Origin of the sequence: Pantoea ananatis PA13 (assembly GCF_000233595.1) — a bacterium.
In the GTDB taxonomy this organism is placed as follows: domain Bacteria; phylum Pseudomonadota; class Gammaproteobacteria; order Enterobacterales; family Enterobacteriaceae; genus Pantoea; species Pantoea ananatis.
The window spans coordinates 2,865,536-2,877,566 of the sequence record NC_017554.1 but is presented as its reverse complement, the minus strand read 5'-3'; the positions used below and the strand labels follow the sequence as shown (position 1 = coordinate 2,877,566).

General features: G+C 54.7%; 13 protein-coding genes. 11 read left to right on the top strand and 2 right to left on the bottom strand.

Translation table 11 applies throughout. The annotated features are described in order from the left end of the window. Positions 1-4 precede the first annotated feature (4 nt). Together PAGR_RS13535 and ptsG are read left to right on the top strand one after the other, a co-directional pair. Entirely contained in the window at positions 5-796 is a 792-nt protein-coding gene (locus PAGR_RS13535; protein WP_026020996.1) for a metal-dependent hydrolase, read from the top strand. A gap of 289 nt (positions 797-1,085) precedes the next feature. Beyond that, complete coding sequence (gene ptsG / locus PAGR_RS13530) at positions 1,086-2,525, top strand: PTS glucose transporter subunit IIBC (protein WP_013025374.1); 1,440 nt, start codon at positions 1,086-1,088, stop codon at positions 2,523-2,525. A gap of 103 nt (positions 2,526-2,628) precedes the next feature. Here ptsG and PAGR_RS13525 read toward each other — a convergent pair whose 3' ends face one another. Next, complete coding sequence (locus PAGR_RS13525; protein WP_014606126.1) at positions 2,629-4,203, bottom strand: methyl-accepting chemotaxis protein; 1,575 nt, start codon at positions 4,201-4,203, stop codon at positions 2,629-2,631. Between the two features lie 410 nt (positions 4,204-4,613). On the opposite strand from PAGR_RS13525, the gene hinT reads away from it, so the two are divergent. The 8 genes from hinT (at position 4,614) to PAGR_RS13485 (ending at position 10,761) form a co-directional block, all read left to right on the top strand. Beyond that, positions 4,614-4,964: a purine nucleoside phosphoramidase gene (gene hinT / locus PAGR_RS13520; protein WP_013025376.1), complete on the top strand. Its 351-nt coding sequence runs from the start codon at positions 4,614-4,616 to the stop codon at positions 4,962-4,964. Positions 4,965-4,984: 20 nt separating this feature from the next. Then, positions 4,985-5,356, top strand: a complete 372-nt coding sequence (locus tag PAGR_RS13515) for a YcfL family putative periplasmic lipoprotein (RefSeq protein ID WP_013025377.1) — start codon at positions 4,985-4,987, stop codon at positions 5,354-5,356. A gap of 10 nt (positions 5,357-5,366) precedes the next feature. Beyond that, complete coding sequence (lpoB, locus tag PAGR_RS13510; RefSeq protein ID WP_013025378.1) at positions 5,367-5,963, top strand: penicillin-binding protein activator LpoB; 597 nt, start codon at positions 5,367-5,369, stop codon at positions 5,961-5,963. Continuing rightward, on the top strand, positions 5,923-6,759 hold the full coding sequence (thiK, locus tag PAGR_RS13505; RefSeq protein WP_014606125.1) for a thiamine kinase: 837 nt from the start codon (positions 5,923-5,925) through the stop codon (positions 6,757-6,759). The genes lpoB and thiK overlap by 41 nt, the downstream gene beginning before the upstream one ends. 31 nt (positions 6,760-6,790) lie before the next feature. Continuing rightward, positions 6,791-7,831 (top strand): beta-N-acetylhexosaminidase, encoded by a 1,041-nt coding sequence (gene nagZ / locus PAGR_RS13500; protein WP_014593437.1) that lies wholly within the window; start codon positions 6,791-6,793, stop codon positions 7,829-7,831. Positions 7,832-7,869: 38 nt separating this feature from the next. Further along, positions 7,870-8,412 carry an alpha/beta hydrolase YcfP gene (gene ycfP / locus PAGR_RS13495; protein ID WP_014606124.1) on the top strand — a complete coding sequence of 181 codons (543 nt, stop codon included), beginning with the start codon at positions 7,870-7,872 and terminating at the stop codon, positions 8,410-8,412. Between the two features lie 213 nt (positions 8,413-8,625). After that, positions 8,626-9,930 carry an NAD(P)/FAD-dependent oxidoreductase gene (locus PAGR_RS13490; protein WP_085980258.1) on the top strand — a complete coding sequence of 435 codons (1,305 nt, stop codon included), beginning with the start codon at positions 8,626-8,628 and terminating at the stop codon, positions 9,928-9,930. Positions 9,931-10,218: 288 nt separating this feature from the next. Continuing rightward, a complete protein-coding gene (locus PAGR_RS13485) occupies positions 10,219-10,761 on the top strand; it encodes a glycine zipper 2TM domain-containing protein (RefSeq protein WP_013025383.1) in 543 nt (180 codons plus the stop codon). Between the two features lie 204 nt (positions 10,762-10,965). On the opposite strand, the gene PAGR_RS13480 is transcribed toward PAGR_RS13485, so the two are convergent. Next, positions 10,966-11,397, bottom strand: a complete 432-nt coding sequence (locus tag PAGR_RS13480) for a MarR family winged helix-turn-helix transcriptional regulator (RefSeq protein ID WP_227008725.1) — start codon at positions 11,395-11,397, stop codon at positions 10,966-10,968. Between the two features lie 108 nt (positions 11,398-11,505). Here PAGR_RS13480 and PAGR_RS13475 point away from each other — a divergent pair, with 108 nt between their 5' ends. Next, the gene (locus tag PAGR_RS13475; protein ID WP_014606123.1) at positions 11,506-11,973 is read left to right on the top strand and encodes a carboxymuconolactone decarboxylase family protein; all 468 of its coding nucleotides are present in this window, start codon (positions 11,506-11,508) and stop codon (positions 11,971-11,973) included. The last annotated feature ends 58 nt before the right edge of the window (positions 11,974-12,031 follow it).

The window sequence follows — 12,031 nt, the reverse complement described above, 5'->3', positions numbered from 1 at the left end:
AAATATGTTTATTGTTGATTCCCATTGCCATCTTGATGGTCTGGATTATGAGAAAAATCATCACGATCTTGATGATGTGATTGCCAAAGCGGCGGCGCGCGACGTCCGGTTCATGCTGGCTATCGCCACGACCTTACCCGGCTTTAGTACGCTGAAAGCGCTGGTGGGCGATCGTGAAAATATTGCGCTCTCCTGTGGCGTGCATCCGCTGAATCAGGAGGCGCCGTATGATGTTGAGTTATTCCGCCGCCTGGCCGCCGATCCTCAGGTGATCGCGCTGGGCGAGACCGGGCTGGATTACTACTATCAGCAGGAAACCAAAGCTCAGCAGCAGGACTCTTTTCGTGAACATATCCGTAGCGGAATTGCGCTGAATAAGCCGATTATCGTGCATACGCGTGATGCACGTGAAGACACGCTGGCCATTCTCAAGGAAGAGCAGGTTGAACGCTGTGGCGGCGTACTGCACTGCTTTACAGAAGATCAGGCGACGGCAGCAAAACTGCTGGATATGGGGTTCTATATCTCATTCTCGGGCATCGTCACCTTCCGCAATGCAGAGCAGATTCGTGACGCGGCGCGCTACGTCCCGCTGGATCGCATTCTGGTCGAAACCGACTCCCCTTATCTGGCGCCTGTTCCTTACCGGGGCAAAGAGAACCAGCCTGCTTACACGCGTGACGTTGCCGATTATCTTGCGGTGCTGAAAGGCGTAGATATTGAGACGCTGGCCGCCGCCACTACAAAAAACTTTTCTACGCTGTTTCATGTGCCGATGAGCCGTCTTGGTGCCTGATTCAGAGTTATTTCAGACGTTGTAATAAATACGAGATTATGTTCGTTGACCCTGTTGTGATTCGACAGGGTCAACTTTTATTGGCTGAAAAATCAGCAAAAAAACCGCCGTTGTGGCCGGCTGCTGGCGTGTGATTGACGAAACGTGATAGCCGTCAAAGTAACGAAGGGTAATTTATTTTACCCTTCGTAATAAATCAAAAAGGCGGATAACGCCAACCGGTAAAGAACCTCCCTCTTTACCACGCGCACTGCGCGAAAAACGCACTCATACTCAGGAGTTTCACGCTATGTTCAAAAATGCTTTTGCCAACTTACAAAAGGTTGGTAAATCGCTCATGCTGCCGGTATCGGTTCTTCCGATTGCCGGTATTTTATTAGGTGTTGGTTCAGCGAACTTTAGCTGGTTACCTGCGGTGGTATCGCATGTAATGGCGGAAGCGGGTGGATCGGTCTTTGCCAATATGCCGCTGATTTTTGCCATTGGCGTGGCACTCGGCTTTACCAATAACGACGGTGTTTCCGCACTGGCAGCGGTCGTGGCTTACGGCATCATGGTGAAAACCATGGCGGTGGTCGCTCCCTTAGTCCTGCATCTGCCGGCAGCGGAAATTGAGGCAAAACACCTTGCCGATACCGGGGTGCTGGGCGGTATTATTGCCGGCTCCATCGCCGCGTATATGTTTAACCGCTTCTATCGCATTAAGCTGCCCGAATATCTGGGCTTCTTTGCCGGTAAACGCTTTGTGCCGATTATCTCGGGCCTGGCGGCTATCGCGATGGGGCTGGTGCTGTCGTTTATCTGGCCACCGGTCGGTTCAGCGATTCAGGACTTCTCTCAGTGGGCGGCCTACCAAAACCCGGTGGTGGCGTTTGGTATCTACGGCGTCGTTGAACGTGCGCTGGTGCCATTTGGTCTGCACCACATCTGGAACGTTCCTTTCCAGATGCAGATTGGTGAGTACACCAATGCCGCAGGTCAGGTATTCCACGGCGATATCCCTCGCTACATGGCGGGTGACCCAACCGCAGGTAAACTTTCTGGCGGCTTCCTGTTCAAAATGTATGGCCTGCCTGCCGCGGCGATTGCCATCTGGCATTCGGCAAAACCTGAAAACCGTGCCAAAGTGGGCGGTATCATGATCTCTGCGGCGTTGACCTCGTTCCTGACCGGTATCACCGAGCCGATCGAGTTCTCGTTCATGTTTGTTGCGCCAATCCTGTATGTCATCCATGCCATTCTGGCCGGTCTGGCTTTCCCAATCTGTATCCTGCTGGGCATGCGTGACGGTACCAGTTTCTCCCATGGCCTGATCGACTTTATCGTCCTGAGTGGTAACAGCAGCAAAATCTGGTTGTTCCCGATTATCGGTATGATCTACGCCGCGGTTTACTACACCGTTTTCCGCGTCCTGATCGTGAAGCTGGATCTGAAAACCCCTGGCCGTGAAGACAGCGCAAGCGAACAGTCTTCTTCCGCGACCGGCGGTGAAATGGCGGGCAAACTGGTGTCTGCATTTGGTGGCAAAGAAAACATCACTAACCTTGATGCCTGTATCACACGTCTGCGCGTCAGCGTGGCCGATGTAAGCAAAGTGGATCAAACTGAACTGAAAAACCTGGGCGCACGTGGCGTCGTGGTGGCCGGTTCAGGCGTTCAGGCGATTTTCGGCACCAAATCCGATAACCTGAAAACAGATATGGATGACTACATCCGTAACAAGTCATAAGGTCTGATGCCGTTCTGGCACGGCGAAAACAGCGTTGAGTCTCGGCTCAACGCTGTTTTTTTTGCCCGAAGTTAAGGCTGACAGGGCATCGCGCTTTAGCCTGTCAGTTTGCTTCGCGAGTCAAAAATTTTGAGGTGGTCTGCAACAGTCGATCGGATAACCGTTGCAACTGTGCCGTTGCGGTCGCCGTTTCTTCTACCAGCGCCGCATTCTGCTGCGTGTCGGTATCCATTTGCGCCACGGCAATACCGATCTGTTTCACACCGGTGCTTTGCTCATGACTTCCCGTGCTGATCTCAGCCACCAGGTCGTTGACGCGATGAATCTCTTTAATGACCGCCTTCATGGTTTCGCCTGCCACGCTGACATTGGTCACGCCGGTTTCGACACGTGAATGACTTTCTGTAATCAGCGTTTTAATTTCCTGGGCTGCCACGGCGCTGCGCTGCGCCAGGTTTCTGACTTCGCCCGCGACCACAGCAAACCCCCGACCTTCATCCCCGGCACGTGCCGCTTCCACCGCCGCGTTAAGCGCCAGAATATTGGTTTGAAAAGCAATGCTGTCAATGACGCTGATGATTTCGCCGATTTTGCTACTGCTGTCCTGAATGGCGCGCATCGTCTGCTCAACGTCAGACACTGACTGACCGCCGCTGGCCACCTTCTGAAAGGCGTTGCTGACCACGTCGTTCGCGATCCTGGCGTTGTCTGCATTGCTTTGTACGGCTGAGGACAGCTGCTCCATCGAAGCACTGGTTTCTTCCAGCGCTGAAGCCTGTGATTCCGTTCGTTGTGACAGATCGCGGGTACCCTGGGCGATTTCCGTCGAGGATTTGGCTACCTGTTCCGCCGCTTCCTGGACCTCACTGATCAGGTCGCGGATGTGCTGGCGCATCACGGATAACTGGTAAATCAGGCTGGAGGTATCCCCGGCTTTAATGGCGTTGTGCTCATAAAGATGACCGTCGGCGATCAGGCCCGCCACTCTGACGGCAACGTCAGGCTCGGCACCCAGCTGCTTCATAACGGAAAAAAATATCAGCGTGCCCAGTGCGCCGCCGGCGATAAAGGTCAGGCTAATTAACAGAATCAACATCAAGGAGGTTCGGTCAATATGGGAAATGTTGTCGTCAATGATCTGGCTGACGGACGCATTGTAGATCTTTACGGCTTCTAACAGGGGATCCCGGACCGCGACATGTAAACGATCTGTCGTCGTTGCGATTTCCTTTAGCGCTCCTGCCACATTGTTTTCGTTGGCAAGGGCGTAGACGCGTTGCATGGACGCCAGGTAGTCAGGCCAGGCCTGCAACACTTTCTGCGTGATAGCAACCAGCGCCGGATCCTGAGATTGCTTAAGAAAATCAATCGCATTTTGCACAGCTTGCTGAGACTTCTGGTTAAATTTAGAGGTGGTTTGGCGTGATTCAACGGGCGTGGCGGAGCTAACCGGAAAGACGTAAGCATAGGAACGGCGAAAATGCGTGGCCATCTCCCGGGCGGCAACGTTCATTATCTGCACAGGCTCCAGCCGGGAAGCGTAGAGCTGCTGTTCTGACGCAGCCAGCGACCGAAGTGAGTGAAGAGAGATCACAGCGATAACAACCATGGCGAGAAGGAAAAAAGCGATGAGAAAAATCAGGCGATGTGACAATTTGACACGTTGTAAAATGCTCATATTCAACATCCTGTTTAATCGTTGATGTAATCGTTTTCTTGACTGTCAGGCGTCGCGCATCACAGAAAGCAGGTTAACCCGACACGCTGTTGATAGTTTCGGCAGGTAGCATTGGTGGTTTATTGATCAATTGTTGCAACTTTTGTCCAGGTGTCTCCTGTAGAAACAAATGGAGCGGGAGTTCCCGTCGGACAGCCCTGCGAGCGCGCGTGTCAGGTCTGGCCGCAGGCAACATAAAGGGGGCGACGAGTGCAAAGGGGGCAGAGACAGGAGAGACGGTTTTTCGCATACGGGCGCTGTTAAATGCGTTAAACGCCGCCGGTCATAACAAGAAAAAGTCGCCTGAGGTTGAAAGAAAACGAATTTCTCCCGCATACTGAGGTATTACCTCAGGCTCAAGGAATTGCTTTATGGCTGAAGAAACTATTTTCAGTAAAATTCTCCGTCGGGAGATCCCCGCCGACGTGGTGTATCAGGACGAACTGGTAACGGCTTTTCGCGATATTTCACCCCAGGCGCCAACGCATATTTTGATTATCCCCAATATCCTGATCCCAACCGCCAATGACGTCGAGGCGGCGCACGAGCAGGCGCTGGGTCGGATGTTCACCGCCGCCGCAAAGATTGCGCGGGAAGAAGGCATTGACGAAGACGGCTATCGCCTGATTGTTAACTGCAATAAACATGGCGGTCAGGAAGTTTATCATATCCATATGCATCTGGTGGGCGGCAAGCCGCTTGGCCCGATGCTGTCACACTGATCCCTGAAGGGAACCTTGCTATGCGTTCATGGTTGATATGTCTGCCCGTGGCGTTGCTGAGCCTTACTGGTTGCAGCAGCGACAAACCGATGATTAATACATCGCAGTCACTGGTCATGGAGTCGTCTGTCCTCTCGGCGGGTATTATTACCGACGAGCCAACGCTGGATGACCATGACGGCCAGAAACGTGCCAGCAGCATACTTTACAATCAGCGTGAAACGCCGGTGGTTGTGCACTATCGTTACTACTGGTACGACGACAAAGGGCTTGAAATAACGCCGCGTGAACCGGCTCAGGTTGTCACGGTTCCCCCCAACGGAAGCGTCGCTGCGGTGTCGCAACTGGGTAATCTGACGGCCAGCAAGGTTCGTCTCTATATCTATCTCTGAGGACTGTTACGTGATTCGCAGTGTTAACCGTACTGGCGCGCTAATGATGGCGCTTATTCTTTCTGGCTGCGTGATGAAACAGCAGCAGCCAGCACCGGTCGAACCGACTCAGCCTGTGGAGCCGGTTCAGCCTGTTCCTCAGCCAGAGCAACCGATCCCCCAGCCTCAACCTGTTCCGCAACCGCCTAAGCTGGTGACGATTAACTGGGATGCCAGCGTGGAACCCTTGGTCGCACAAATGGTGCGCGCCGCCACGGTGACGCCGGGAAGCGTGTTGCTGGTCGATCGCATTAAAAACAGCACTAACGGCGCACTACAGGGTGAAAAGGCGACCAGTGCTATTCAGAACGCGTTGAATAACAACGGTAAGTTCACTCTGGTGTCGTCAGAACAGCTGGCGCAGGCGAAACAAACACTTGGCCTTTCGCCAGACGACAGCCTGAACTCGCGCAGCAAGGCGATTGGCCTGGCGCGTAATCTCAACGCGCAGTACGTGCTCTACAGCACGGCCAAAGGCGATGTAAAATCACCGACCTTACAAATGCAGCTGATGCTGGTGCAGACGGGTGAAATTATCTGGTCTGGAAACGGTGTCGCCCAAAATTAATGCGGCGCTTCTGCAACTGATCAAGGCAACAACGGGCGAGCATCGGGTAACGGTAACACCGCTGGCAGGATTAACCGGGCAGAGCTGTCAGATCGTCACACAAAACGAACGGCTTCTCCTCCGCCCGGCGCCACAGTCAGCGATACCTTTCGTTAATCGCCAGCGCGAAGGGCGCATGCTGCGTAAATTGCGGCTGAGCGGCCTGGTGCAGCGCCCGCTGGCGGGTAACCGGCACGGCATTATCCTGCCCTGGCAGGACGGTGAGGTGATGAGCGATGCCGGATTCCGTGCTGCACGGCCTCAGGTACTTGCGTTATTGCAACGGCTACACCAGCAGCCGCTCACCGGTTACCGTTTATCCCTTTTGCCCCTGCTCTGGCAGTACTGGCAGCGTTGCCAGCAGCGACAGCACCGCTGGTTGCAGCAGCTGCAACGACTAACCAGACAGGGCGAGCCGCGGCCGTTACGCCTTGCACCGCTGCATATGGACGTGCATCCCGCTAATCTGATTCAGTCTGAACAGGGGCTGCACCTTATTGACTGGGAATATGCCGCAGACGGCGACGTGGCGCTTGAGCTGGCGGCCGTCTGTTTATCCGATCCCACTCAGCAAGAGCAGTGGCTAGGTGACTATGCCGCGCTCATGCAGATCCCGCTGACATCATTGCAACACCAGGTTTCGCGCTGGCAGCCCTGGCTGCATCTGTTAGTCGCCAGTTGGTATCAACTGCGCGCCGAACAGAGCGGCGATGCGCATTTACAACAGCTGGCTCAACAGAGCTGGCAGCAGATTTAACGGCTTTGTGCCGAGAAACAGGATTCAGGCTATGACAACAGGTTTCCCCGGCCCCTTGATGCTGGACGTCGAAGGTTTCGAACTGGATGCGGAAGAGCGTGAGATACTGCGCCATCCGCTGGTGGGTGGATTAATCCTTTTCGCCCGCAACTATCATGACCCCGCTCAACTGGCCGAGCTGGTGCGTCAGATTCGTGCCGCCTCGCCTACGCGCCTGGTGGTGGCGGTGGATCAGGAGGGCGGGCGAGTACAGCGTTTTCGTGATGGCTTTACGAATTTGCCCGCGATGCAGTCTTTTGCCGCGCTCAACGATATGACAACGGCAGGCGAGCTGGCGCAGCAGGCTGGCTGGCAGATGGCGGCCGAAATGATCGCGCTGGATATTGATATCAGCTTTGCGCCGGTGCTGGATATCGGCCATATCAGTGCGGCCATTGGCGATCGCGCGTTCCATGAGGACCCTGCGATTGCCCTGGCGATGGCGCGGCGTTTTATTGCCGGCATGCATGAGGCCGGAATGAAAACCACCGGTAAGCATTTCCCCGGTCACGGCGCGGTCAGTGCAGACTCCCACAAAGAGACACCGCGTGATGGCCGCAGCGAAGCCGAACTGCGCGAGCATGATATGGCGATATTCCGCACGCTGATCGGCGAGCAGGCGCTCGACGCTATTATGCCCGCACACGTGATCTATACGGAAGCCGATCCGCTCCCCGCCAGCGGTTCACCTTACTGGCTGAAAACGGTGTTACGCCAGGAGCTGGGTTTCAAGGGCGTGATTTTCTCGGACGATCTTTCGATGGAAGGCGCGGCGGTGATGGGCAGCTATGCCGAGCGTGCGCAACAGTCTCTGTCTGCCGGATGCGACATGATTCTGGTCTGTAACGATCGTCAGGGCGCGGTAAGCGTAATCGATAATTTGACCGTGATCGAGGCAGAGCCGGTGGTGCAGTTGTACCATCGGGGAACCTTTAGCCGGGACAGCCTGAAGGCCAGTCGCCGCTGGAAACAGAATGCGCAGCAGTTAAGCGCGCTGCAGGAACGCTGGCTGGCGCATAAAGCGACGTGGTAATCACGGGTTGCCCGGTGTGATGATCTTCAAGGATAAACATGATTATTTATCTTCACGGTTTCGATTCATCCAGTCCGGGCAACCACGAAAAAGTGCTGCAACTGCAGTTTATCGATCCTGACGTCAGGCTCATCAGCTACAGCACGCGCCATCCCAAACATGACATGCAGTTTCTGCTCAAAGAAACCGATAAAATGCTCAGTCTGAGCGACGATCCGCATCCGCTGATCTGCGGCGTAGGGCTGGGCGGGTACTGGTCAGAACGTATTGGTTTTTTGTGCGCGATCCGCCAGGCGATTTTCAATCCCAACCTGTTTCCGTACGAAAATATGGAAGGCAAGATAGATCGACCTGAAGAGTACCTGGACATTGCCACCAAGTGCGTCAGCGATTTTCGTGAACGTAATCGCGGCCGCTGCCTGACCCTTTTATCCCGCCACGATGAGATTCTCGACAGCCAGCGCAGCGCCGCACTGCTGGATCCCTACTACCCGATCGTTTGGGACGAAAGCGAAAGCCACAAGTTCCGCAATCTTTCCCCCCATCTTCACCGACTGAACGCCTTTAAAACGGCAGATTGACGCAGCCGGGCGCCCATGCGGTGCCCGATTGTGTAGTCGGCGTTGCCAGGAACTGTCTGCTAAATTTGATGTACATCAATTTTCTGAGGCCCATCGCTTCCCGCCATGCTATTCTGCCCCCAGATAGCGAAATTATGTCGCCAACCCTATGTTTATTAAGGTTTAATTTAACCATTGATTAACTTTTGGTTCACAATTTGAGGGGGGTTTTTGTTGACTACATCTGTTAAGAAAATTGTCATCGTCGGCGGTGGCGCCGGTGGGCTGGAGATGGCAACGCAGTTAGGCCATAAGCTGGGTCGCAAGAAGAAAGCCGAGATTATCCTGGTTGACCGCAACCACAGCCATCTGTGGAAGCCGTTGCTGCATGAAGTGGCCACCGGCTCCATGGATGAAGGCATTGACGCCCTCAGCTATCTGGCGCATGCCCGCAACCACGGTTTTCAGTTCCAACTGGGCTCGTTGACGAACATCAACCGTGAGAAAAAAGTCATCCAACTGGCTGAAGTCGTGAATTCGCAGGGGGAGGTATTGGTTCCCGAGCGCGAGCTGGCTTATGACACGCTGGTCATGGCGCTGGGCAGTACCTCAAACGATTTCGGCACGCCAGGCGTTAAAGATCACTGTATTTTCCTCGACAATCCGCAGCAGGCGCGTCGTTTCCATAATGAAATGCTGAATCTGTTCCTGAAATTCTCTGCCAGCGAAGGGGCGGTGGAGAAGGTGAACATTGCTATCGTCGGCGGCGGTGCAACGGGTGTTGAGCTGTCGGCAGAACTGCACAATGCAGTTAAGCAGCTACACAGCTACGGGTATAAAGCACTGGGCAGCGAGGCACTCAACGTCACGCTGGTGGAGGCGGGCGAACGTATTCTGCCTGCGCTACCGCCACGTATCTCCTCTGCGGCCCATCAGGAGCTCAGCAAGCTTGGCGTACGCGTTCTGACACAAACGATGGTGACCAGCGCAGACAAGCTGGGCCTGCATACCAAAAGTGGCGAGTTTATTGAAGCCGACTTAATGGTCTGGGCGGCAGGGATTAAAGCGCCTGACTTTATGAAAGCGATCGGCGGGCTGGAAACCAATCGCATCAACCAACTGGTGGTGAAAGAGACACTCCAGACCACGCTGGATGACGACATCTATGCCATCGGTGATTGCGCGTCCTGCGCCTTACCCGGCGGTGGATTTGTGCCCCCGCGCGCACAGTCCGCACACCAGATGGCATCCTGTGCGCTGGATAACATCCTGTTGCAATACCAGGGCAAGCCGCTTAAAGCCTATGTTTATAAAGACCACGGTTCACTGGTTTCTCTGTCACGCTTCAGCACCGTAGGAAGCCTGATGGGCAATCTGATGCGCGGATCGATGATGATAGAAGGGCGCATTGCCCGATTTGTCTATATATCACTGTATCGTATGCATCAGGTCGCGTTGCACGGTTATGTTAAGACCGGGCTAATGATGATCGTGGGCAGTCTCAACCGGGTCATCCGCCCCCGTCTGAAGCTTCACTAATCGCATCATCTGATTTTGTTTTAACCCGCTGATTTCATTGCTAACTTGTCTGTTATGCCGTGAAGTCAGCGCGGTATCCGGCCCCCTCATCGTCGCTCAGAACTCTCCGAAAACGTGGCACTAACGCTTCAGGCACGCTTTTCTTCCCATTGTCTGATATTGCAAAAGCTTTACATCTGTAAAACTTATCTCAACCAAACGGCGAGTCGCGCACGTCGGTTCTGCCAGAGCTGTAAGGGATTTCCCAGCGGCAGGAATGCGCGGTAACACTTTCAGGAGGAACTTCCTGTGAATAAATCAATGTTAGCGGGTATCGGTATTGGCGTGGCAGCGGCACTGGGTGTAGCCGCAGTAGCAAGCATTAACGTGTTTGATCGCGGTCCACAATATGCACAGGTGCTGTCAGCAACCCCAATTAAAGAATCGATTAAACAACCGCGTCAGGAGTGTCGTAACGTGACGCTGACGCACCGTCGTCCGGTTCAGGATGAAAACCGTATCGCCGGTTCAGTACTGGGTGCGGTAGCCGGTGGTGTTCTCGGCCACCAGTTTGGCGGCGGTCGTGGACGCGACGTCGCAACGGTAGCCGGTGCGCTGGCGGGCGGTTATGCGGGCAACCAGGTTCAGGGCGGTATGCAGGATCGCGATACCTACACCACCTCTGAACAGCGTTGTAAGACCGTGTACGACAAGCAGGAAAAAATGCTGGGTTATGACGTCACCTATAAGATCGGCGACCAGCAGGGTAAAATCCGCATGGAAAACGATCCCGGTACCCGTATCCCGGTTGACCGTAACGGACAGTTAATCCTGAACGGCGATAAAGCATAAAATCCAGGGCAAAGCTTGCCGCATTGCGGTCACACAGCACACCATGAAACACGAAAGCGCATCTCCGGATGCGCTTTTTTTTATGGGTCACCATGAAGGCTTTACTAACCTGCGTGACCCGATGAAGCCGCCGGGCGAGCCGAACACAGCGATAAGCCTTATTGTGCTGAGCGGTAAAGCGGTGCGCGCCAGACAACATCGCCCTCAGACCGGATCAGTCGGTAAGGTCGCCACCTTCACCAGCCATCGCCGCACAGCGCCTTCATCCTCAGAAGACAGATCGGCAAGCAGACCCGCTTCGGCCGCCTTAACGGCCGCTTTGCTCCGGGTCAGAACCTGCTGTCCTTCATCCGTCAGGCCAATAATCTGAATTCGACCATGCTCCTCGTGAGGGCGACGGTGGATCAGGCTTGCCCGCTCAAGGTTGCTGACAATCACGCTCATGGTTTGTGGCGTCAGCAAGGAGAGCCGGGCCAGTTCGGCACCCGATGCACCAGGGTAGGCTGCCAGCATCGTCAGCACGGAAAACTGGGGCAGAGTCAGGCCCGTGGCTTTCAGGGCATGTTCCATCCGCATCTTATGAACGGCATGCGCCTGACGAAGCAGATAGCCAATGTGGCCTTTTGTGCCGCGCATGCCTTCTCCAGGGCCGGGCAGCGACAGATTGTGCGATCCTGACTTGCGCATAATGTAAGAACTCTTATATTGTTGTTCGTGTTCTTATATTAACAGGCAGGATTGATTATGGCATCGTATTCTCACCACCGAAGCGACTGGTCTACATTTGAACAAGCTGCGCCCGAGGTCGTTGCAGCGCTGGGCATGCTGGGCAAGGCGGTTGACCACGCAGGCCTGGATAAAACACTGACCGAACTGATCAAACTCCGGGCATCGCAGTTGAATGGCTGCGCATTTTGCCTTCAGTTTCATCTTAATGTGGCGCGTAAAGCCGGGCTGGCTTCAGCGAAAATCGATTTAGTCGCGACCTGGCGCGACGCGGGCATTTATTCCGGGCGTGAAGCGGCCGCTCTGGCATGGACGGAGGCGCTTACGCTGATGGCACAGCAGCCGATTCCGGATGCGCTATATGATGTGGTCAGTACCCTGTTTACGTCGCAGGAGATGATTTTCCTGACCTCGGCAATTGGGGCGATCAACGCCTGGAACCGAATTGCAGGTGCGCTGCAGTTTGCTCCGCCGCTACCCAGATAAGTACAGGGCACGCCGTTCCGGATAAGCCTGTTTGCTCACGAGGCCGCCTGAAGGCAGG